This window comes from Allobosea sp. FG18 (genome assembly GCF_057809495.1).
Genome location: NZ_JBMDKB010000013.1, coordinates 34,611 through 55,741, shown reverse-complemented (window position 1 = coordinate 55,741; position 21,131 = coordinate 34,611). Strand labels below are relative to the sequence as shown.

18 protein-coding genes are annotated in these 21,131 nt (G+C 66.8%); 11 read left to right on the top strand and 7 right to left on the bottom strand.

Going from position 1 to position 21,131, the window contains the following annotated elements; genetic code table 11:
- Positions 1 to 83 precede the first annotated feature (83 nt).
- The 5 genes from ACODTJ_RS15490 (at position 84) to surE (ending at position 5,886) form a co-directional block, all read left to right on the top strand.
- A complete protein-coding gene (locus ACODTJ_RS15490) occupies positions 84 to 1,091 on the top strand; it encodes an ABC transporter substrate-binding protein (protein ID WP_454654554.1) in 1,008 nt (335 codons plus the stop codon).
- A gap of 17 nt (positions 1,092 to 1,108) precedes the next feature.
- Positions 1,109 to 2,821: an ABC transporter permease gene (locus tag ACODTJ_RS15485; protein WP_454654553.1), complete on the top strand. Its 1,713-nt coding sequence runs from the start codon at positions 1,109 to 1,111 to the stop codon at positions 2,819 to 2,821.
- Positions 2,809 to 3,900, top strand: a complete 1,092-nt coding sequence (locus ACODTJ_RS15480; RefSeq protein WP_454654552.1) for an ABC transporter ATP-binding protein — start codon at positions 2,809 to 2,811, stop codon at positions 3,898 to 3,900. The genes ACODTJ_RS15485 and ACODTJ_RS15480 overlap by 13 nt, the downstream gene beginning before the upstream one ends.
- Before the next feature lie 10 nt (positions 3,901 to 3,910).
- A complete protein-coding gene (locus ACODTJ_RS15475; protein WP_454654551.1) occupies positions 3,911 to 5,056 on the top strand; it encodes an MBL fold metallo-hydrolase in 1,146 nt (381 codons plus the stop codon).
- Between the two features lie 65 nt (positions 5,057 to 5,121).
- Entirely contained in the window at positions 5,122 to 5,886 is a 765-nt protein-coding gene (gene surE / locus ACODTJ_RS15470; protein ID WP_454654550.1) for a 5'/3'-nucleotidase SurE, read from the top strand.
- A gap of 93 nt (positions 5,887 to 5,979) precedes the next feature.
- Here surE and ACODTJ_RS15465 read toward each other — a convergent pair whose 3' ends face one another.
- Positions 5,980 to 7,800, bottom strand: coding sequence for an ABC transporter ATP-binding protein (locus ACODTJ_RS15465; protein ID WP_454654548.1), 1,821 nt, complete (start codon positions 7,798 to 7,800; stop codon positions 5,980 to 5,982).
- 120 nt (positions 7,801 to 7,920) lie between these two features.
- On the opposite strand from ACODTJ_RS15465, the gene ACODTJ_RS15460 reads away from it, so the two are divergent.
- Together ACODTJ_RS15460 and ACODTJ_RS15455 are read left to right on the top strand one after the other, a co-directional pair.
- Complete coding sequence (locus tag ACODTJ_RS15460) at positions 7,921 to 9,057, top strand: DSD1 family PLP-dependent enzyme (RefSeq protein ID WP_454654547.1); 1,137 nt, start codon at positions 7,921 to 7,923, stop codon at positions 9,055 to 9,057.
- A 7-nt stretch (positions 9,058 to 9,064) separates the two neighbouring features.
- The gene (locus tag ACODTJ_RS15455; protein ID WP_454654546.1) at positions 9,065 to 9,841 is read left to right on the top strand and encodes a hypothetical protein; all 777 of its coding nucleotides are present in this window, start codon (positions 9,065 to 9,067) and stop codon (positions 9,839 to 9,841) included.
- Positions 9,842 to 9,856: 15 nt separating this feature from the next.
- On the opposite strand, the gene obgE is transcribed toward ACODTJ_RS15455, so the two are convergent.
- Together obgE and ACODTJ_RS15445 are read right to left on the bottom strand one after the other, a co-directional pair.
- Positions 9,857 to 10,900, bottom strand: coding sequence for a GTPase ObgE (obgE, locus tag ACODTJ_RS15450; RefSeq protein ID WP_454654545.1), 1,044 nt, complete (start codon positions 10,898 to 10,900; stop codon positions 9,857 to 9,859).
- Between the two features lie 44 nt (positions 10,901 to 10,944).
- The gene (locus ACODTJ_RS15445; protein ID WP_454654543.1) at positions 10,945 to 11,811 is read right to left on the bottom strand and encodes a LysR family transcriptional regulator; all 867 of its coding nucleotides are present in this window, start codon (positions 11,809 to 11,811) and stop codon (positions 10,945 to 10,947) included.
- A 166-nt stretch (positions 11,812 to 11,977) separates the two neighbouring features.
- Here ACODTJ_RS15445 and ACODTJ_RS15440 point away from each other — a divergent pair, with 166 nt between their 5' ends.
- Complete coding sequence (locus tag ACODTJ_RS15440; protein WP_488849304.1) at positions 11,978 to 12,862, top strand: DMT family transporter; 885 nt, start codon at positions 11,978 to 11,980, stop codon at positions 12,860 to 12,862.
- 9 nt (positions 12,863 to 12,871) lie between these two features.
- Here the strand turns inward: ACODTJ_RS15440 and ACODTJ_RS15435 are convergent, their stop codons facing one another.
- Positions 12,872 to 13,432, bottom strand: coding sequence for a dihydrofolate reductase family protein (locus ACODTJ_RS15435; protein ID WP_454654541.1), 561 nt, complete (start codon positions 13,430 to 13,432; stop codon positions 12,872 to 12,874).
- A gap of 100 nt (positions 13,433 to 13,532) precedes the next feature.
- Between ACODTJ_RS15435 and ACODTJ_RS15430 the strand changes: the two genes are divergently transcribed.
- From ACODTJ_RS15430 to ACODTJ_RS15420, 3 genes are all read left to right on the top strand, one after another.
- The gene (locus tag ACODTJ_RS15430) at positions 13,533 to 14,036 is read left to right on the top strand and encodes a winged helix-turn-helix transcriptional regulator (RefSeq protein ID WP_454654539.1); all 504 of its coding nucleotides are present in this window, start codon (positions 13,533 to 13,535) and stop codon (positions 14,034 to 14,036) included.
- Between the two features lie 68 nt (positions 14,037 to 14,104).
- A complete protein-coding gene (locus tag ACODTJ_RS15425) occupies positions 14,105 to 15,238 on the top strand; it encodes a hypothetical protein (RefSeq protein WP_454654538.1) in 1,134 nt (377 codons plus the stop codon).
- Complete coding sequence (locus tag ACODTJ_RS15420) at positions 15,235 to 15,924, top strand: hypothetical protein (RefSeq protein ID WP_454654537.1); 690 nt, start codon at positions 15,235 to 15,237, stop codon at positions 15,922 to 15,924. Before ACODTJ_RS15425 ends, ACODTJ_RS15420 begins: the two co-directional genes overlap by 4 nt.
- 4 nt (positions 15,925 to 15,928) lie before the next feature.
- Here ACODTJ_RS15420 and ACODTJ_RS15415 read toward each other — a convergent pair whose 3' ends face one another.
- The 3 genes from ACODTJ_RS15415 to ACODTJ_RS15405 all read right to left on the bottom strand — a co-directional run bounded on the left by ACODTJ_RS15415 (position 15,929) and on the right by ACODTJ_RS15405 (position 21,047).
- Complete coding sequence (locus ACODTJ_RS15415) at positions 15,929 to 19,150, bottom strand: efflux RND transporter permease subunit (protein ID WP_454654536.1); 3,222 nt, start codon at positions 19,148 to 19,150, stop codon at positions 15,929 to 15,931.
- An 11-nt stretch (positions 19,151 to 19,161) separates the two neighbouring features.
- Complete coding sequence (locus ACODTJ_RS15410) at positions 19,162 to 20,343, bottom strand: efflux RND transporter periplasmic adaptor subunit (protein WP_454654535.1); 1,182 nt, start codon at positions 20,341 to 20,343, stop codon at positions 19,162 to 19,164.
- 65 nt (positions 20,344 to 20,408) lie between these two features.
- Positions 20,409 to 21,047: a TetR/AcrR family transcriptional regulator gene (locus tag ACODTJ_RS15405; RefSeq protein WP_454654534.1), complete on the bottom strand. Its 639-nt coding sequence runs from the start codon at positions 21,045 to 21,047 to the stop codon at positions 20,409 to 20,411.
- Between the last annotated feature and the right edge of the window lie 84 nt (positions 21,048 to 21,131).

Genomic DNA, 21,131 nt, shown 5'->3' with positions numbered 1-21,131 from the left:
GCACGAGATGACGATCTGACACGAAGATCGACCGGCGCATTTGGCGTAAAGGTCGGCATCGCGACAACGGAGGAGACAAGACCATGACCCTGACACGACGCCGCTTCGCCCGGCACGGCCTGATGATGACCGCTGCCGCCGCCCTGCTTGCCGCCGCGCCCGCCTTCGCGCAGGCCCCCACGGGCAAGCTCGTGCTCTACACCTCGCAGCCGGAGAAGGACGCGACCCAGACCGTCGCGGCCTTCAAGAAGGCCTATCCCAATATCGAGGTCGACATCTTCCGCTCCGGCACGACCGAGGTGATGGGCAAGCTCGCCGCCGAGATCTCGGCCGGCCAGCCCGGCGCCGACGTGTTGCTGATCGCGGATGCCGCGAGCATGGAGATCCTGAAGGCCCAGAAGCAGCTCCTCGCCTATCCCGGTGCCAAGACCGACGGCTTCCAGCCCGGCTCCTTCGACGCCGACAAGACCTATTTCGGCTCGAAGCTGATCACCACCGGCATCGCCTACAACACCGCCGCCAAGGAGAAGCCGACCTCCTGGACCGATCTCGACAAGCCCGCCTACAAGGGCCAGATCGCGATGCCGAGCCCGCTCTATTCCGGCGCTGCCGCGATCATGCTCTCGACCATGACGGCAAGGCCCGATCTCGGCTGGAAGCTGTTCGAGGGGCTTAAGGCCAACGGGGCCGTCGCCGTGCGCGGCAATGGCGCCGTCCTGAAATCCGTCGCCAGCGGCGAGAAGTCCTACGGCGTCCTCGTCGACTTCATGGCCTACAACGCCAAGAAGCAGGGCTCGCCGATTGATTTCGTCTTCCCGAAGGAAGGCGCGCCGGCCGTGACCGAGCCCGTCGCCATCCTGAAGTCGACCAAGAACGAGGCCGCCGCCAAGGCCTTCGTCGACTTCATCCTCTCCGATAACGGGCAGAAACTGGCGCTCTGGATGGGCTATATCCCGGCCAAGCCCAGCATCGGCTCCCCGTCCTGGCTGCCGGAAGGCACCAAGATCAACGTCATGGCCTCCGATATTGCGGCCGTGGTCAAGGCGACCGAGGCCGACAAGGCCCGCTTCGCCACCATGTTCGGCAACTGAGACCGGACGCGGTGCGCATGTCTCTCGCCGATCCCGCGACGCTGCGCACGCGCGTCGAGGAGACGGGCCTCCTCTGGGGGCTCGTCGGCCTCGTCGCGCTCCTGTCGCTGCTGCCGATCGGGCGCCTGATCGTCGAGGGCCTCGCCCCCGGCGGCCAGCTCTCGGCGACGGCGCTCGGCAAGGTCATGGCGAGCCCCGCGACCTGGACAGCGACCTGGAACAGCCTCACCACCGCCATCGCCGGCACGATTCTCGCGACGCTGATCGGCGGCACGGTCGCGCTGCTCGCGACGCTGACCGATATCCGCGCCCGCAACGCCTTCACCTTCTGCTTCGTCCTGCCGCTAATGATCGCGCCGCAGGTCACGGCCTTGGCCTGGCTTCAGCTCTTCGGCCCGTCGAGCACATTGCTCAAGCTGATCGGGATGGCGCCGCCGCTCGGCAGCCGCAACCCGCTCTACTCGCGCGAGGGCATCATCCTGCTGCTCGGGCTGCAATATGCGCCGCTGGTCTTCCTGACCCTGCGCGCCGGCCTGCGCGCCCTGCCCAAGGAGCTGATCGAGGCTGGCCTCGCCGCGGGCGCAAGCCCGCTGACCGTTCTGCGCACCGTCGTCCTGCCCCTGATGACACCGCCGCTCGTCGCCGGCATCGCGCTCTGCTTCGTCTCCAGCCTCGGCAATTTCGGCATTCCCGCCTTTCTCGGCATTCCCGGCAATTTCCTCGTCCTGCCGACGCTGATCTACCAGCGTCTTTCAGGTCTCGGTCCCGGCGTGCTCTCCGAGGTCGCGATCCTCTCCCTGCTGATCGGCGTGATCGCGATGGCCGGCATTCTCCTGCAGGACCTGATGCTGCGCCGGCGCGATTTCCGGATCACCACGACATCGAGCGCGGCGCGCCCCTTCGAGCTCGGCCGCTGGCGCCGCCCGGTCGAAATCGGGCTGTGGGCCTTCGCGATCCTCGTGCTCGCGATGCCCTTCCTCGGCCTGCTCTCGACCTCGCTGATCCCCGCCTTCGGCGTGCCGCTCAATGCCAAGACCGCGACGCTCGCCAATTACGCCTATGTGCTGTTCGAGCACGCCGCCTCGAAGCGCGCCTTCGTCAATTCCTTCCTGATGTCGGCGGGAGCCGCGACCCTGATCGTGCTGATCTGCGTGCCGCTCGGCTATTTCATCGTCTGGAAGAAGTCCCGCGCCCTGCGCCTGCTCAATCTCGCGGCCGAACTGCCCTACGCGATGCCCGGCGTCGTGCTCGCCATCGCCGCGATCCTGCTCTTCCTCAAGCCGCTGCCGGTGCTGAACGTCTCGCTCTACAACACGATCTGGATCATCGTCTTCGCCTATCTCGCGCGCTTCCTCGTGCTGGGCCTGCGCCCCGTGATCAGCGGCTATCTCCAGATCGACCGCACGCTGGAGGAGGCCGCCCAGATCGCCGGCGCCGGCCTGCCGCGCCGCCTCGTCACCATCATCTTCCCGCTGGTCGCACCGGCCGCCGTCGCGGGCGCGCTGCTGGTCTTCCTCACCGCCTTCAACGAGCTCACCGTCTCGGCCCTGCTCTGGTCGTCCGGCGCGGAAACGCTCGGCGTCGTCGTCTTCTCCTTCGAGCAGGGCGGCGATTCCACCTATGCCTCGGCGCTGGCCGCCGTGACCGTGCTCGTAACGATCGGCCTGATGGCCTCCACCACCCTCTTCGCCCAGAAACTGCCCCAGGGAGTCCTGCCGTGGCGCGACTGACCATCGACCGCGCGCAGAAGCGCTTCGGCTCCTATCTCGCGCTCGACGACGTCTCGATCGCGGTCGAAGACGGCGAGTTCCTCGCCGTGCTAGGCCCCTCCGGCTGCGGCAAGACCACGCTGCTGCGCCAGATCGCCGGCTTCGACAAGCTCGACGGCGGCCAGATCCGCATCGGCGACCGTCTGGTCTCTTCGGCGCAGACCCATATCCCGCCGGAGCATCGCAAGCTCGGCATCGTCTTCCAGTCCTATGCGCTCTGGCCGCATATGACGGTGGCGGAGAACGTCGCCTATGGGCTCACCGTCGCCGGCGTGCGCGATCCCGAGCGAGCCAAGCGCGTCGCCGCCGCGCTCGACCTCGTCGGGCTGAAAGGCTTCGACGAGCGCCGGCCGGGCCTGCTCTCCGGCGGCCAGCGCCAGCGCGTCGCACTCGCCCGCTGCCTCGTCACCGAGCCCTCGCTGGTGCTGCTCGACGAGCCGCTCGCCAATCTCGACGTCCACTTGCGCGCCTCGATGGAGGAGGAGTTCTCCCGCTTCCACGAGCGCACCGGCACGACCATGGTCTACATCACCCATGATCAGGCCGAGGCCATGGCGCTGGCCGACCGCATCGCCGTGATGGATCGCGGCCGCCTGCTCCAGCTCGCCACGCCCTCGCTGCTCTATCGCGAGCCGGCCAACGTGACCGTCGCCGGCTTCATCGGCGAAGGCATGGTGCTGCCGGCGACCATCCTGTCCGGGCCGCAGGCAGGCCATTGCAAGGTCAGCGTGCTCGGCATCGAGGCCGTCGTGCGCTGCCGGCCCGATCAGGCCGTCACCAATCAGGCAAAGCTCTGCCTGCGCGCCCGCGATATCGGCATCGCGGCAACCGGACAGGACGGCCTCCCGGCCACGGTCGAGCGCCTGTCCTATCAGGGTGGTTTCTTCCGCATGGAGGCGCGCCCCGCCAGCAACCAGGACATCGTCCTGCATCTCGACGCGGACGAGCCCGCCCCGGCTCAGGCCGGCGAAGCCATCCGCATCGCCATCAGCGACGGCTGGATCATCCCGGAGAGCGTCTCCCTGGACAAGGCTGCGTGAGACCGGCGACATGAAACTGAGGATTCATGGCGGGGTCGGCGAGAAGGGCCGGACCTGCATCGGCGTCGAGCACGCCGGGACCCGGCTCCTGCTCGATATCGGCGTCGACACCAGCGCGCGGGGCGCCACCTACCATCCGGCGATCACGCGGGCCGAGCTTGAGCGCATCGACGCGATCATCGTCACGCACGCGCATGAGGACCATGTCGCGGCACTCGGCTGGTGCCTCGCCAACGGCTTCTCCGGCCGCATCCTGATGACCGCGGAATCCGCCGCCGAAACGGATGCTACACTGGCCGCCTATGCGACGCCCGAGGAACGGAGCCTCGCCCGGCAAGCTCCCGTCGAGATCATCGCGCCCGGCGCGGATTTCGCCATTGGCCCGATCGCGATCCGCACCGGTCGCAGCGGCCATGTCGTCGGCGGCATCTGGTGCCACCTGAGCGCAGGCGGCCGCAGGCTCGGCTATTGCGGCGATGTCGTGCCGGATAGCCCGGTCTTCGCCATGGACGCCCTGCCGCCTTGCGACCTGCTGCTGGTCGATGCCTCCTATGGCGCCGATCGCATCCCCGCCGTCGAACGTGGCGCCGCCATCAAGCGCTGGCTCGCAACCCATCCACAAGGCGCCGTCCTGCCGACGCCGCTCTCCGGCCGCTCAGTCGAGCTGATCGGACTGATCGACACGCCCATCGCCATTCACCCCTCGATGCGCGAGGCGCTGGCCCAGCAGATCGCGGCCACCGCCTGGCTGAGGCCCGGCGTCGCCGATATCCTCTCGGCCCGCTTCGCCGAGGCGCTGCTCTGGGAGGAGGGACAATCGCTCCCCGCCGCCGCCCTGCTCGTCGATGACGGCATGGGGCTTGCCGGTCCCTCCAAGGTCGCACTCGAGCAGGCCCGCCGCGAACGTTATCCCATCCTGCTCACCGGCGGCATTCCCAAGGGCAGCCCGGCCGATCTCATGCTGGCCGCAGGCGAAGCCGAATGGCTACGCTTCCCGACCCACCCGACTCTGCCCGAGAATATCGCGATCGCGGCGGCAAGCGGTGCCGGCCGCATCCTCGCCCATTCCTGCGATGCCGCGACCGCCGCCACGCTGGCTGCCGATATCCCCAAGCTCGTCACGGGTCTCAAGCCCGGCGACGCCATCGAGATCTGAAGCATTTTCAAGCGAAGTGGGTACCGGTTCGCGTGAAGAAAATGCGGCAAAACAGAAGTCTGACCATGCGCATCCTCATCGCCAATGACGACGGCATCGACGCTCCCGGCATCGCCCTCCTGCGCCAGGCTGCCGCGCGCGTCGCCTCCGATATCTGGGTCGTCGCGCCCGAGCGGAAATGGACAGCCGCCAGCCACCATCTCTCCTTCGACAAGGAACTGACGCTCAGCAAACGCGAAAGCCAAGTCTACGCGCTGAACGGCACCCCGGCCGACTGCGTCGTCGCGGCGATGACCGTGCTCTTCCGCGATGGCGGGCAGCCCGATCTCGTGCTTTCCGGCGTCAATGACGGGCGCAACGCCGCCGAGGACGCCGCCTATTCCGGCACGCTCTCGATCGCCCGCGAGGCGAGCTTCTGGAACCTGCCAGCCATCGGCTTCTCCCGGACCAAGGGCGGCACCTCCGAAGAGCGCGACGTCGCGGCGCTCGCTGCCCTGATCGAGAATCTCTGGCGGACGCGCGCGCAATGGACCCGCGAGGGCACGTTCCTGAGCGTCAATCTGCCGAAGGAACTGCCGACCGAGGTCGGCCTCGCCGGCATCGGTCGCGACAAGATCGCGGGCGCGGCGGATATCGTCTCGGAAGAAGGCGACAAGATCGTCTGGCGCATCCGGCGCGGCCGGCCGCATACGAGTCGTCCCGGCGACGAGAACAGCCTGATCGATTCAGGCCGCATCGCCATCGTCCGCCATTGCTGGAGCGATGGCGCTCCGCTCGATGCGGAGTATGCCGTCGAGCTCAACGCGGTACTGAAGCAACCTGCGGGTTAAACTCACCCTGGTTCACAGAAACGCGGGTCATCCCGGACGCAGCGGAGCGGAGATCCGGGATGACGGCGTGGTTCCGAGTCAGGGCAACTCGGCTCACCCCTCCAGAAACTGCATCCGGTGCAGCCGGGCATAGGCGCCATCGCGCGCCAGCAATTCGTCATGGCTGCCGGTCTCGACGACCTTGCCCTCGTCCATGACGACGATCATGTCGGCCTCGCGGATGGTGGAAAGCCGGTGCGCGATGACGATGGTCGTGCGCCCCTTCATCAGCGACGCCAAAGCTTGCTGGACCAGCCGCTCGGATTCGGTGTCGAGCGCGCTCGTCGCCTCGTCGAGCAGCAGGATCGGCGCGTTCTTCAGGATCGCGCGGGCGATCGCGACCCGCTGGCGCTCGCCGCCCGAGAGCTTGTGGCCGCGCTCGCCGACCGAGGCGTCGTAGCCACCCGGCATCGCCATGATGAAGTCATGCGCGGCAGCAGCCTTCGCCGCGGCGACGATCTCGTCCTCAGAGGCTTCCGGCCGCCCGAAGGCGATATTCGCCCGTACGCTGTCGTCGAACAGCACGACATCCTGGCTGACCACGCCGACCTGCCGGCGCAGGCTCCTGAGCGTGACGTTGCGCAGGTCCTGCCCGTCGATCTCGATCCGGCCCTCGGTCGGGTCGTAGAGACGCGGCACCAGCGCGAGCAGCGTCGATTTGCCCGAGCCCGAGCGGCCGACCAGCGCCATCGTCTTGCCACCCTGCGCGACGAGATCGATCCCCTCCAGCGCGCGCTGGTCCTCGCGATAGCGGAAGCGCAGATGGCGGAAGGCGACCTCGCCGGCCCCGACCGCAAGCGGCTTCGCGTCGGGCCTGTCGAGCACCTGCGGCTTCTCGTCCATCAGCGCGTAATAGCGCTTCAGCGAGGCCCCGGCCTCCTGGACGATGGCGTTGAGATTGCCGAGCGAGCGCATCGGCTGGGCCGCGAGCAAGAGCGCCGAGACATAGCCGGTGAAATCGCCGACCGTCGAATTGCCGGAGGTGATGCGCACGCCGATGGCGGCAAGCACACCCGCGACCGCGATGCCGCCGCCGACCTCGAGCAGCGGATCGAGCCGCCCGCGCGCATTGGCCGCCTTCATCTTCAGCGCCCGGATCGCCTCGAAGGCGTTGGCGGCGCGACCCTTCAGATAGGGTTCGAGCCGATCGGTCTTGGCGACGCGGGCGCCCTGCAGGCTCTCGGTGACGAGATTCGCCATCAGGCCGGTCTGTTCCTGCTGGGAACTGGCCATGCGCCGGAGCTTGCGGCCGATCTTGCCGATCGGATGGGCGATCACCGGCGCGATCAGGAGCACGACCAGCGTCATCTGCCAGTCGATCCAGATCAGCGCGCCCACCAGCGCGATGGCGGTGACCACGTCGCGGATGGCGATATTGACGATGCGGGTCAGCGCTTCCTTGACGAAGGTGAAGTCTGTGGTGAAGCGCTGGGTGAGCGAGGCCGGGTTCTCGCGCTGAAGCTGCGCGAGGTCCGCATCGATCAGATGGCCGTAGAGCGCCGTCTGCATGTTCGCCTCGATGCGGCTGACGACCTTGTTGGTCATCACCGTCTGGGCGAGCAGCGAGAAGCCCTTGATCGCGGTGACGATCACGACGACGGTCGCGACCGCATTGATGACGCCGATATCGTAGCCGATCGACTTCGAGACCAGCCGCTCCATGCGCCGGACGAAGCCGGTCGATTCGGCCGTCAGCGGATCGGCGAAGGCGTCGAACGCCGCCTTGATCAAGAGCGGATAGAAGCTCGTGGTCACCGCGATGACCACGACGAGGCCGAGAATCATCAGCATTTGCGGGAGATAGGAGCTGATCTGCTCGCGCCAGACACGGGCAAAGAGCGCGAGGGTATCGTCGGTGACGCGGCCGATCTTCATGCCGGGGGCCTATCATGGCCGCCCCGCAAGCGCCACTGGCGCATGCCCGGGCGCGAAAGAGGGGCCTTGCTACGGACACGAAGCTGTCTTCCCATGGCCACAACCGACTCAGGAGACCTCATGCCGCTTTCCCCGCCGGCCCAGCCCGGCCAGAGCTTCGCCGAGATCGAAACCCCCGCCCTCGTGCTCGATCTCGACGCGTTCGAGCGCAATCTCGTCGCCATGGCGGCCTTCACCCAGGCCCATGGCATCCGGCTCCGGCCCCATGCCAAATCGCATAAGAGCCCGGAGATCGCGCTGCGCCAGATCGCCCATGGCGCGGTCGGGCAGTGCTGCCAGAAGGTCGGTGAAGCCGAGGTGCTGGTCGCGGGCGGCGTCGGCGACGTTCTGGTCACCAACGAGATCGTTGGCGCGGCCAAGCTGGATCGTCTCGCCCGCCTTGCCCGTACCGCGAAGATCGGCCTCTGCGTCGACCATCCCGACGGTGTGCGCGAGGCGGCGGAAGCGGCGGCGCGCAACGATGTGACGCTCGATGTCTATGTCGAGATCGATGTCGGCGGCCGGCGCTGCGGCGCCGCGCCCGGCGAGGCAGCGGTCCGTCTGGCAGAGGCGATCGCGCGCTCCAACACGCTGCGTTTCGCCGGTATCCATGCCTATCACGGCTCGGCCCAGCACATGCGCTCGATCGACGAGCGCCGCGAGGCGATCGAGCGTGCAGGCCTCGCCGCCCGCAACACGGTCGAACGGCTCAAGCATCACGGCCTGCCCTGCGAGATCGTCACCGGCGCCGGCACCGGCACCCACGAACTGGAGACCCAGTCCGGCATCTGGAACGAGATCCAGCCGGGTTCCTACATCTTCATGGATGCCGATTACGCCCGCAACCGGCAGGCCGACGGCACGCCGTTCCGCAGCTTCGAGCACGCGCTCTTCGTCCTCGCCGGCGTGATGAGCAAGCCGGTGCCGGATCGTGCCGTGGTCGACGCCGGCCACAAGGCTGCGGCGGTCGATTCCGGCATGCCCGTGCCCTTCCGCCGCGAGGGGTTGATCTACACGAAACCCTCGGACGAGCACGGCGTCCTGACCGGCGATCCGGTCGCGGTGCCGCATCGCGGCGACCGCCTGCTGCTGATCCCCGGCCATTGCGACCCGACGGTCAACCTGCACGACTGGTATGTCTGCGTCCGCGGCCTGCACGGGCCCGACGCCCATGTCGAGGCACTCTGGCCGGTCGCTGCACGCGGTGCCCTGACCTGAACGGACGATGCTCGCCGAGCTTGTCCTGAGCCTGGTCACACCGGCCACGCGGATGACCCGCCGGCTCGGCCTCGTCGGGGAGAGCGTCGCGCTCTGGGCGCGCGGCAACCGGCAGCACCGGGCCTGGAATCCACATCACGAGCGCTGTCGCGCCGTGGTGACAGGGGTCGTGGCAGAGCTGCCGCGGCACCGCAAGGTCGTGGTCCTTGGCTCGGGCTTGTTGCGCGACATCCCGCTCGAGCTGCTCTGCCGGCGTTTCGAGCAGATTCTGCTGGTCGATGCCGTCCACCTGCCGCAGATCCGGTTGCGCATGCGCTTCCGGCCCAAGGTCACGCTCCTGACCCGCGACCTCACCGGCCTCATGGGCTGGCTTGCCGAAGAAGAGGGCGAACGTATCGATCCGCTGGCCGACCTGATCGCCGACCCGGCCGTCGATCTCGTCATCTCCGCCAATCTGATGTCGCAGCTCGCCTGGCCGGTCGAGGACTGGCTGGACGATCATCCCGCTCGTGCGGGGCAGCTCCCGGCCGGCCTGCCCGCGCAATGCGTAGCCTGGCATCTCGCGGACCTCCGCCGCTTCCCCGGCCGTGTCGTCTTGCTCAGCGATGTCGAGATGATCGAGCGTGACCGGGCGGGCGCGGTCACCGACCGCTTCGACCTGACGCGCGGCGTCGCGCTACCCGCGCCGGATGAGAGCTGGGATTGGCCGGTCGCGCCCTTCGGCGAGGCCCAGCGCGACCGCGAAAGCATCCATCGGGTCGGCGCCTGGCGGAATTTCCGCTAAGGCGCCGGCTTGGCCTTACGGCCGCCAGCCGGTCTCCTCGACCGGAGCGTTCTCGCGCTCCTCATCGCGGCGGGCCTCCTCGACGATGGCGAAGAGCGCGCGCAGCGCCGCATCGACGCCCTCGCCCGACGCCGCCGAGAGGATGATCGGCATGCGCTTTGCCGCCCGCTTCAGGCGCGCGACCTGCTCCTTGAGCACTTCCGGCGTCAGCGCATCGACCTTGGAGAGCGCGACGATCTCCGGCTTCTCGGCCAGTCCCTCGCCATAGGCCTCCAGCTCCTCGCGCACGGTCTTGTAGGCCTTGCCGGCATGCTCGCTGGTGCCCTCGACCAGATGCAGCAGCACGCGGCAGCGCTCGATATGGCCGAGGAAGCGGTCGCCAAGGCCATGGCCCTCATGCGCGCCCTCGATCAGGCCGGGAATATCGGCCAGCACCATCTCACGCCCGTCCACGCGCACGACGCCGAGGCCGGGATGCAGGGTGGTGAACGGATAATCGGCGATCTTGGGCTTCGCCGCCGTGACGGTGGCGAGGAAGGTCGACTTGCCGGCATTGGGCAGGCCGACGAGGCCGGCATCGGCGATCAGCTTCAGGCGCAACCAGACCCAGCGCTCCTCGCCCGGCAGGCCGGGATTGGCATGGCGCGGCGCCTGGTTGGTCGCGGTTTTGAAATAGGCGTTGCCGAAGCCGCCATTGCCGCCCTTGCACAAAACGAAGCGCTGACCGGGCTCGGTCAGGTCGGCGACCTTGGTCTCGCCGTCCTCCTCGAGGATCTCGGTGCCCGGCGGCACCTTGAGCACGATCGCCGGCGAGTTCGCGCCATGGCGATCCTTGCCCATGCCGTGCTCGCCGGTCCTGGCCTTGAAATGCTGCTGGAAGCGGAAATCGATCAGCGTGTTGAGCCCCTGCACGCATTCGATGACGATATCGCCGCCGCGCCCGCCGTCGCCGCCATTCGGTCCGCCGAACTCGATGAATTTTTCGCGGCGGAAGGAGACGCAGCCGGCGCCGCCGTCACCCGCCTTCACATAGATCTTGGCCTGGTCGAGGAATTTCATGCTGTTTCACTAGTGATGAGCGGAGGAAAGGGCAATGGACCGGATCACGCCGCGAGCCGGAAAGCGCTCATCTCCTCGCGCAGGGAATCGGCGAAGCGCTGGGCCGCCAGCCCCGGGCGCGGGGCCATGATCAGCCCGACCGTGAGTTCGAACAGCGGGGGCAGTCCCTCGGCCGCGCCGAGCCGGCGCAGCGACGGTGGAACGGCGCTTTCCGTGATCGCGGTGACGCAGAAGCCGCCCTCCACCGCGGAGAGCACGCCCGAGGTATGCGAGCAGGAAAAGACCAGCCGATAAGCCCGCCCCGCGCTGCTCAGCGCTCCGAGGACCCGCGAGCGCGCCCGGCAACCCTCCGAGAACAGGGCGAGCGGCAGCGTTTCCTGCAATTCCGGGCGATGGCCGCGCGCCGCGACCCAGATCATCGGTTCGCGCCGGAGCACCTCGCCCATCGGCCGGCTCGGATCCTGCGAGACCACCGCGAGATCGAGATCGCCGGCCTTCAGCGCCGGCTCGATCTTCTTCGAGAGATCGCAGACGACTTCGAGCTCGACCTTGGGATGCTCCACGGCGAAACGCGCGATCAATGGCCTGAGATAGGCGTCCATGTAGTCGTCGGGAACGCCGATGCGCAGGCGCCCCGTCGGCGTCTCGCCGGCGAGGTCAGCCAGGGCCTCGCGCTCGACCGCGAGCAGGCGCCGCGCATGGGCGATCAGACGCTCGCCGGCATCGGTCGGCGTGACGCCGCGGCGCGAGCGCTCCAGCAGCTTGTGGCCAAGCTGGTTCTCCAGATCCTGGATGCGGACCGAGATTGCCGACTGCGTCCGGCCCAGCCGGGCGCTCGCAGCGGTGAAGCCGCCGGTCTCCGCAACGGCCACCAGCATGCCGAGCGCGGCGAGGTCGAAATGAGCGGTCATGACGTGCCTCCTTGGGACGCGCGAGATCGATCGGTTTTAAGAATGGTTAAATCAGAATAATCCGTTTTTCCGATTGAAGGAAGCGGCCTATATCGTCGACCGAACGAAACCGAGCAGACCGCGCCGTCGCGGCCGAAGCTGGCTTCACCTTTTGTCAGAAGACGCCATGTCCGCCCCTGCCATTCCCGTCCGGCCCGCATCGCCCGCGCTGGCGATGTTCTTCGCGCTGCTCACCGGCGCCACCTGTATCGGCTTTTCCGGCATCTTCGTGCGCCTCGCCGATGTCGGCCCGGCCGCCGCCGGCTTCTGGCGCATGCTCTTCGCATTGCCGGTGCTTGTCGCCTGGACGGCACTGGAGCAGCGCAGGCCCACGGGCGAAAAGATCGGCCGCGGCGCCTTCATCGCGGTGGCGCTGGCCGGCCTGACCTTCGGCATCGACGTCACACTCTATAACGCCGCGCTCGGCCACACGACGATCGCCAATGCCTCGCTGCTCGGCAATCTCTCGCCGGTCGGCGTCGTGCTCGGCGACAAGCCCTCGCGCCGCATCCTCGGCGCGCTGATGCTCGCGGTCGCGGGCGCGATCCTGCTGGTGCTGCCGAAATTCATCGGCGCCGGGCAGGTCACCGGCAATCTCTTCGGCGACGGCCTCGCCTTCGGTGCCGCCCTCTCCTACGCCGCCTATATCCTGGCAGTACGCCGCGCCCGTGACGGCGCCGGCGCCGGCTATGTCAGCCTCGTCTCCAGCGTTATCTGCGCGGTGTTCTGCCTCGTGGCCGCGCTAGCGCTGGGTGAGCAGGTCATTCCAGCGAGCCTTCAGGGCTGGTTTGCGGTCGCGGCGCTCGGCCTCGTCTCGCATGCGCTCGGCCAGGGCCTGATCACGCTCTCGCTCGGCAGCTATGGCGCCGGCGCCGCCTCGCTCGTCATGGTCTGGCCGGCTCTGGTCAGCGTGCTGGCCGCCTGGGCGCTCTTCGGCGAGCAGCCGACCCCGGTCCAGGCCTTCGGCGGCGTCGCCATTCTCGCCGCCGTGCTGCTGGTCCGGCGCGGCTGAGCCGCCCCGTCAGGCTGCAATCTTGACGCCGTAATGCAGGATTACGGTCCCGTTCTTCAGGGGACGGGCCGCGATCAGCGCATATTTCCGCTTCTCGGCGTTCTGCTTGAACAGCGGCGTGCCCTGCCCGATCGTGACCGGCGCGACCGCGATCATGACCTCGTCGACGAGGCCGGCCGCCAAGAGCGACTCCGTCAGCTCGGCGCTGCCGAAGACATAGATGTCCTTGCCGGCTTCCGCTTTCCGGCGCGTGATCTCCCCGGCGATATCGGCGGTCACCGTCGTGTTGTTCCAGTCGGAGCCGGTGAGGCTGCGTGAGGCCACGAGCTTCGGCAGGGCATTCATGAAGACCTTGGTCTCACCCTCCTCCTCCGCCGAGGTCCAATAGGCCTTCATCCCCTCATAGGTGACGCGGCCGAAGACGAGCAGCCCGGCTTTGTGGCCGAAATCGCTGCTCAGCTCGGACAGCTCGTCGCCCCAGGCATCTCCGTGGAAGCCGAGATCCCACTTCTCCTGGCCCTCGAAGAACCCGTCCAGCGTCATCAGATTCCAGACGATCACCTTGGCCATCGCATCCTCCTGATAGGTTTGACCAAAACCAGTTTCGATTTGCAATCAGTTGCTGGGTAGCGAAACCGATCCTATATTGCAAGCGGTTTTGGAGACGAGCATGCGCGAGACCGGCCGTTCGGGCTGTCCGATCAATCTGACGCTGGAAATCCTGGGAGATCGCTGGAGCCTGATCGTGCTCCGCGACATCATGTTCGGCAATCGCCGCCATTTCCGCGAGATGCTGGCGAAATCGGACGAGGGCATCGCCTCGAACATCCTCGCCGACCGTCTGAAGCGCCTCGTCGAGAAGGGCCTGCTCTCGCGCCGCGACGACGCCACGCACAAGCAGAAGGCGATCTATGGCCTGACCGAGATGGGCATCGCGCTGGTCCCCGTCTTCGCCGCGATGGGCGAATGGGGCAGACACTTCCTGCCGGTGACCGAGGAACTCTCGATCCGCGCCGAGCTGCTCAGCGAAGGCGGCCCGGCCCTGTGGGAGCGCTTCATGCAGGAGCTGAGGCATCTCCATCTCGACGCCCCCAAGCCCGCGCAGTCCGTGCTCGGCGAACTGACACAGGCCTATCGGGACGCGCTGGCGCGGCGGCAGGCCATGGCGGAATGAAGTCCACTCCGACTTATCCCCGTATGCCGTAGCGGCATCACACTGGGGCTCCCGTCCAGGAGCTCCTCATGCCGATCCTCCAGCACCCTTATCAGGATCGCGAGCTTCGCGCCGCCCGGCTTCGCCTGCTGCGGCTGCGCGACGAGCTTTGCCTGATCCGCCGCGATCATTGGCGCCGCAAATACAACCCCAACCAGCCGCGCGTCCCCTCCGGCAATGCCGGTGGTGGACAATGGACCAGCGGCGCGGGCGGAGGCGGTGGTTCAGCCGCAAACAACCCCGACCTCCCGGGCTTCGGTTCGCCCGACGCCGATACCGGCTGGGCCTCGCTCGGCGAGGGCTGGAACGAAGACGGCTCGATCTTCGAACAGGCCGTCACGGATGGCCAGGGCACGACGATCCAGTCGGAATACGCCGCCTCGCGCGACGCCGGCTTCGATGAGCGCCAGACGGTCATCCAGCCCGACGGCAACAAGACCAGCTTCGAGACGACCGGCAACGTCCAGTCGATCTATCAAGGCGGCCCCGAGGGTGATCTTGTCGCCCGCACGATCTGGACGCCGTCCGGGCCAGAGCCCGATGCGACGGTGCAGCCGGCTTTTGCGCCGCTTCTGGCAGCGCCAACGATCCTCCTCGGCGGCGCGATCCTCTTCAACTGGCAATCGCCACTCAACGGTAGCGACGGTCAGCAGGCCGTCATGGGCTTCAATGCCCGCGATTATCAGCTGGGAGACGGCACGACCGGCAAGCTCGACCTCAGCTTTTCCGGGCGCATAACGGAGGAACAGGCCGAGCTGGCCTGCCAACGCTTGCCGGATGTTCGGAATCTGGCTGATCGCGCCGCCAACGCTGCAGGCTCTCCTGATCTTTATCCGTCGCCAACCGTTTATGGCACGGATGTCCACACGCGCTTCGCGCGATATGTCAAAGACCTGAACGACCTTAAATTCCAAGCTGAACGATCATTTCTCAAAGAACGCATGGAGGGCGTCAATAGCCAGAAAGTGCCCTACGGGTATCCACGGTCGATCCGCGTGGACGCCTATGAATACCGAGATGATGGCACGCTTTGTGTTTATGATCTCAAAACTGGCAAAGCCGGCTTGTCCGATCGGCGAGCCGATATTCTGGCTAATGTCATAAAGTTGGGATTCAAACCGGTTCGACGGATCATTGTCATGGAGGTGAGGCCGAAACAATGACCACGAAGAAGCAGATCAAGACGCTGTTCGACCAACTATTGGATCGCAACGACGATCTTATCGTGAAAAAACATTACGTCTTCAAGGTGCCCTACCTCATGTTGAGGCCGGTACGACATGTCTCCCGCTCTATCTCGATCGACCGCACGTCCCGTGCCGATGATCCGAATTTTTTCTGGCATGTCGGGCATTGCTTCGGACCTTTCGGCTCGGTGGCAGGTCTCGCTGCCGAATGGTTCCCGCTGCCCCGCGATAAGCCGAGCCGGTGGTCGGAAACCGGTTTCATCGAAACAGCCGTCGAGGAAATCGAGACGAATATTCTGCCCATGCTGCGCCGTGTGCAGACCATCGAGGACATGTTTCGAATCGAGGGAGTGCCGCGATCTCATGAATATGACGGCTGGTTAAATCACCATGAGCCGTATCAGATTCAGATACTTGCAGCTTTGGGCCGCTTCGAGGAGGCCACGGCTATCTACGAGCGGATCAAGGACTGGCACCTGCGCATGACGTCATGGCCGCGCGCCGATTACGAGAAAGCTTCGGAACTTGGCGCGTTGATCGCCGATGGAGACCGTGCCGGAGTCGCCTCCCTCCTCCACGGATGGGAAGGCGACTTCGTTGCCCGCAACGGCCTCGAAGACATCTACGAACGCACACCCTTCCCGCTCGAACTCCAGCCCTGACGCCTCACTCCGCCGCCATGCGCGGCGGCGCCGGCTTCGACATCGCTTCCGCCGTCGCGATCGCGGGCGCCGCGTGCTCGTCGATCGGCTCCCACTGGCTCTCGTCTTCGGCCTTGCCGAAGAAGCGGCCGAAGAGCCAGCCCGTCCCCCGCGAGAGATCATCCATCACCATGTAGAAGGACGGCACGAAGACGAGCGAGAGCACGGTCGAGACGATCAGGCCGCCGATCACCGCGATCGCCATGGGCGCGCGGAACTCGCCGCCGTCGCCGACGCCATAGGCCGAGGGCAGCATGCCCGCCGCCATCGCGATCGTGGTCATCAGGATCGGCCTTGCCCGCTTGCGGCCGGCCTCGATCAGCGCCGTGAAGCGGTCCTTGCCGCGCCCGACCTCCTCCACCGCAAAATCGACCAGCATGATCGCGTTCTTGGTGACGATGCCCATCAGCATCAGCAGACCGATATAGACCGGCATCGAGACGGCGTTGTTGGTCGCGAGCAGCGCGATCACCACGCCGCCGAAGGAGAGCGGCAGCGAAAGCAGGATCGTGATCGGCTGGAAGACCGAGCCGAACAGCAGGATCAGCACCGCCAGAACCAGCATCAGGCCGGTCGTCATCGCGGTGATGAAGCCCTGCACGACCTCGCCCTGGATCTCGGCATCGCCGGTCGCAGCGATCCAGACACCATCCGGCAGGCCGACCTCCCTGACGATCTCCTGGAACTTGTCCTGGGCCGTGCCGAGCTCGAAGCCGCGCTTGAGGTCGGCGCCGATCTGCGCGCGGCGGACACGGTCATAGCGGTCGATCGAGCTCGGCCCTTCGCCGAAGCCGATCTCGGCGACGGCCGTCAGCGGGATCGAGACGCCGTTCGTATTGGTCACGCGCAAAGCCGCGATATTGCGCATGTCGGTGCGGGCGGCCTCGTCGAGCTGGACGCGGATCGGCACCAGCCGGTCGCCCGCATTGAACTTGGCGAGGTTGGGACCGACATCGCCGATCGTCGCGACGCGCACCGCTTCCGAGATCGCCTCGGGCGTGACGCCGAGATTGGCGGCCTCCTCCAGCTTCGGCGTCACCCGCAATTCCGGCCGGCTGAGCGAGCCCGCCGTCGCGACGTTGAGATAGCCGTCGATCTGGCGCATCCGCGCCTCGATCTTGGCGACGGCCGCATCGAGCGCCTCGCCGTCCTTCGACAGGATCGAGAAGGCCATCTCGCGTTCGCCGCGCTCGTTGACATACCAGGCGCGCACATCCGGCACGCTGGCGAGCTTCGCGGCGATCGTAACCTTGAGTTCCTTCTGGGCGATATCGCGCTCGGCCTTGGGCTTGAGCAGGATGAAGACCGCGGCGCGGCGCACCTCGCGCTGGCCGGTCGGCGACGCCCCGCCGAGCACGAAGACGTCGCGCACCTCGGGAATCGTCTTCAGGACATCGACGAGCTTGTCGGTGGTGACGCGGGTGTCTTCCAGCGTCGAGCCGGGCGGCAACTCCACCGAGGCGACGACGCGCGAGGTATCCTCGTCCGGGATGAAACCAGTCGGCAGCATCTGCGTCGCCTGGATCGAGCCGATCAGGAATAGGAAGCCGATCACCAGCGTCGCATAGGCCGTGTTGAACGGCATGCTGCGCCAGCGCCCGGTGCCGTCGAAGCGCGGGAAGAACGGGATGCGCCGCTTCTTCAGCGTGCCCTTCAGCAGGCCGACATAGCCGCGCATGACCCAGCCGTCCTTGGGATCGGCATGGTCGACCGGCTTCATCAAATAGGCCGCCATCATCGGCGTGATCAGGCGCGCGACCAGGAGCGAGAACAGCACAGCAACCGCAACGGTCAGGCCGAACTGCCGGAAATACTGGCCGGCGACACCGCCCATGAAGGAGACCGGCGCGAAGATCGCGACGATGGTCAGCGTGATCGCGATGACCGCGAGACCGATCTCGTCGGCCGCTTCCATCGCGGCGCGATAGGGCGATTTGCCCATCTTCATGTGCCGGACGATGTTCTCGATCTCGACGATGGCGTCGTCGACGAGGATGCCCGTCACCAGCGTGATGCCGAGCAGGCTGACGAGGTTGAGCGAGAAACCCATCAGCTCCATCGCCCAGAAGGTGGGGATGGCCGAGAGCGGCAGCGCCACCGCCGTGATCAGCGTCGCCCGCCAGTTGCGCAGGAACAGGAAGACGACGAGGACCGCGAGGCCGGCGCCTTCCAGCAGCGTTTCCATCGCGGCCTTGTAGTTGCCGTAGGTATAGGCGACGGCGTCGTCGATCGGCGTGATCTGGATGTCGGGGAAGCGCTTGTTCAGCTCCGATACGCGCTGCGCCACGACATCCTTGACCGAAAGCTCGCTCGAGCCCTTCGAGCGGAACACCGCGAAGGTCACGACCGGGCTCTTGTTCAGGCGACCGAAGGCGCGCGGCTCGGAATTCGAGTCCTCGACGCGACCGAGCTCCTTCAGGCGGACCTCGCGCCCACCGGAGAGCGTGATCTTGGTCTCGGCCAAGTCCGCAACAGTCCGCGCACCGGCGAGCGTGCGGATCGCCTGCTCCTGCCCGCCGACCTCGCCGCGCCCGCCGGCCAGATCGACATTGGTCGCGCGGATCTGGCGATTGACCTCACCCGCGGTGATGCCGAGCGCGAGCAGGCGATCGGGGTCGAGCGAGATGCGGATCTCGCGATCAACGCCGCCATAGCGCTCGACGCGGCCGACACCCTTCAGCCCCTGCAATTCGCGCGCGACGACATCGTCGACATGCCAGGAGAGCTGTTCCAGCGTCATGCCGGCCGAGGCCGCGCCATAGGTCAGGATCGACTGGCCCTCGACATCGATGCGCTGGATGATCGGCTCGTCGATGGTGCGCGGCAGCTCCGCCCTGATCTTGGCGATGGCGTCCTTGACGTCGTTGACGGCGCGGTCGGTGTTGGTTTCGAGTCGGAACTCGATCAGCGTCAGCGACTGGCCGTCGGTCAGGGTCGAGGTGACATGCTTCACCCCGGTGATGTTGGCGACGGTATCCTCGACGCGCTTGCTGACCTGGCTCTCCAGCTCGGCCGGCGCTGCGCCGGACTGGGTCACGGTGACCGAGACCAGCGGAATATCGATATTCGGAAAGCGCGTGACCGGCAGCTTCGAGAAGGCAAGCAGCCCGAGCACGCAGAGCACGACGAAAAGCAGGATGGCCGGAACCGGCTTCCGGATCGACCAGGCGGAGAAATTGACGTTCATGCTTTTGCCCGTCAGTTCGTCGCGACCGGCGTGACGATGTCGCCGTCACGCACGAAGGTTCCGGCACGCGCCACGACCGTCTCGCCCTCGGCAATGCCGCTCACGATTTCGGCGCGGCCATGGCCGACCAGCCCGAGCGTCACCGGCTTGGTGGTGACCTTGCCGTCCTTGACGGACTGAACGGTCGCGCCGGCCCGGTTATAGGTGATGGCCGAAAGCGGCAGGGTGACGGCGCGCTTGCGGCCGGTCTCGATGATCCCGCGCGCGAAGGAGCCGATGGCCACCGGCGGATTGCCGTCGAGCGCGACAAGGACACGGCCGAGCCGCGACGCCTTGTCGACCTCCGGCATGATCAGACGGATCGTACCCGCCAGCGCGTCATTGGCACCGGCCGGGGTCACCGCGACGCCCTGCCCGAGCTTGAGCTTGGGAAGCTCGACCTCGGCAACCTGCGCTTCGAGCTCGACCGCGCCGTCGGCGATGATCCGAAACAGCGGATCGGTCTGCGGCAGCACGCTCGCCATCGCGCCAAGCCGCGCCGTGCGTCGGCTGACGACGCCGGCACGCGACGCCTTGATCTCGGTGCGCGCCAGTTTCACCGCGATATCCTTGCCCTGTGCCTGGGCCAAGGCGAGGTCCGCACTGGCGATCGCCAGCGCTTGCCGGGCCGAGTTGGCGCGTGCTTGTCCGGAACGGGCAGCGGCGGCCCGCTGGTCAAACGTCTCGACACTGGTGTTGCCGCTCTCGCGCAGGGCCTTGGTCCGGTCGAAGGCATTGTTGGCCTGGACGAGATTGGCGTCGGCCTCTGCGATCTGGGCTCTGGCCTGCGCCATCAGCGCCTCGGCGCGCGCAATCTGCGCGTCGTTCTGCGCCTTCTGGACATCGAGCGTCACACGGCTCAAACGGGCCAGAACCTGCCCCTCCGCCACCTTGTCACCCTCCTGCGCCAGCAGCTCGATGATCGCGAGACCATCGACTTCCGGCGCGACCAGGATCTCATCGCGCGCGACGACCGAGCCGGAGACGACAACGCTCTGGACGATCTCGGTGGTCTGCGCCTGCGTCACCGAGACGGACGGTCCGGTCGCGGCTGGTGCGGCCTGCCCGGCGGTCTGCGCCTGCAACGGCAACGGCATCGTCAGCAGGGCGAGAGCGATCATCGCATTCAGCGGAACGATCGAACGAAGGGACATCGAAGAGAATCCTGTTGCGGCCATACGGTCGGACGGAAGCGGAGAAAGCCCGGCGGAAGCAGAGATCACGACTGCGTCTCCGTTTCGGGCAGGAGCATGGTCTGGGCGAGCTGGCGCATGCCGTCGAAGAGCGTGTCGGCCGCCGCGACGACATCGAAATTCGGGTCCATCGCCCTCCGGCAGAAGAAGCCGTCCGCCATCATCGAGATCGCCATCAGGAAGCGCCCCTCGTCGAGCCGCGGCGGCAATTCGCCATTGGACTTGGCCTCGCTGATCGCGGCGGCGAGACCTTGGATCACGGTGCCCTCGATATCCGCGCACATCCGCGCCATGCCCGGATTGCGCGCGGCCTCGGCCCAGATCTGCACGGCGATCACCGCCTTCTCGCGCGGCTGATCCACCAGATGCTTGCGGCCAAGCGCCTCGAGCTGGTCGAGCAGCGAGCCGTTATTCGGACAGAGCCTGCCGAAATCCTCGGCGATCAGGCTGCGATCGCGTTCGGTCATGCCCTCGATGATCGCGTCCTTCGAGGAGAAATAGCGATAGAGATTGCCTGGGCTCATGCCGGCCTCGGCCGCGACATCCTGCATCGTCGCCGCATGGAAACCGGCGCGCGCAAACACACGCTCGGCCGCGTCGAGGATGCGGATATGCCGTTCCGACAGGACGGACTCGGGCGACGAGGCGGGAACCACGGGTGACATTGGAACTCGAAACAATGAGAATGAATGTTCATTCTCATCTCAGATAAGGCGGCGAACGTCAAGCTGAACGCCCCTCGCGCCCTT

Excerpts from the sequence above, each read along its gene's own strand:
- surE (WP_454654550.1), top strand. The coding sequence starts at position 5,122 with ATGCGCATCCTCATCGCCAATGACGACGGCATCGACGCTCCCGGCATC.
- ACODTJ_RS15425 (WP_454654538.1), top strand. The coding sequence starts at position 14,105 with ATGCCGATCCTCCAGCACCCTTATCAGGATCGCGAGCTTCGCGCCGCC.
- ACODTJ_RS15475 (WP_454654551.1), top strand. The coding sequence starts at position 3,911 with ATGAAACTGAGGATTCATGGCGGGGTCGGCGAGAAGGGCCGGACCTGC.
- ACODTJ_RS15485 (WP_454654553.1), top strand. The coding sequence starts at position 1,109 with ATGTCTCTCGCCGATCCCGCGACGCTGCGCACGCGCGTCGAGGAGACG.
- ACODTJ_RS15405 (WP_454654534.1), bottom strand. The coding sequence starts at position 21,047 with ATGTCACCCGTGGTTCCCGCCTCGTCGCCCGAGTCCGTCCTGTCGGAA.
- ACODTJ_RS15455 (WP_454654546.1), top strand. The coding sequence starts at position 9,065 with ATGCTCGCCGAGCTTGTCCTGAGCCTGGTCACACCGGCCACGCGGATG.
- ACODTJ_RS15435 (WP_454654541.1), bottom strand. The coding sequence starts at position 13,432 with ATGGCCAAGGTGATCGTCTGGAATCTGATGACGCTGGACGGGTTCTTC.
- ACODTJ_RS15420 (WP_454654537.1), top strand. The coding sequence starts at position 15,235 with ATGACCACGAAGAAGCAGATCAAGACGCTGTTCGACCAACTATTGGAT.
- ACODTJ_RS15490 (WP_454654554.1), top strand. The coding sequence starts at position 84 with ATGACCCTGACACGACGCCGCTTCGCCCGGCACGGCCTGATGATGACC.
- ACODTJ_RS15440 (WP_488849304.1), top strand. The coding sequence starts at position 11,978 with ATGTCCGCCCCTGCCATTCCCGTCCGGCCCGCATCGCCCGCGCTGGCG.
- obgE (WP_454654545.1), bottom strand. The coding sequence starts at position 10,900 with ATGAAATTCCTCGACCAGGCCAAGATCTATGTGAAGGCGGGTGACGGC.
- ACODTJ_RS15445 (WP_454654543.1), bottom strand. The coding sequence starts at position 11,811 with ATGACCGCTCATTTCGACCTCGCCGCGCTCGGCATGCTGGTGGCCGTT.
- ACODTJ_RS15465 (WP_454654548.1), bottom strand. The coding sequence starts at position 7,800 with ATGAAGATCGGCCGCGTCACCGACGATACCCTCGCGCTCTTTGCCCGT.
- ACODTJ_RS15410 (WP_454654535.1), bottom strand. The coding sequence starts at position 20,343 with ATGTCCCTTCGTTCGATCGTTCCGCTGAATGCGATGATCGCTCTCGCC.
- ACODTJ_RS15415 (WP_454654536.1), bottom strand. The coding sequence starts at position 19,150 with ATGAACGTCAATTTCTCCGCCTGGTCGATCCGGAAGCCGGTTCCGGCC.
- ACODTJ_RS15460 (WP_454654547.1), top strand. The coding sequence starts at position 7,921 with ATGCCGCTTTCCCCGCCGGCCCAGCCCGGCCAGAGCTTCGCCGAGATC.
- ACODTJ_RS15430 (WP_454654539.1), top strand. The coding sequence starts at position 13,533 with ATGCGCGAGACCGGCCGTTCGGGCTGTCCGATCAATCTGACGCTGGAA.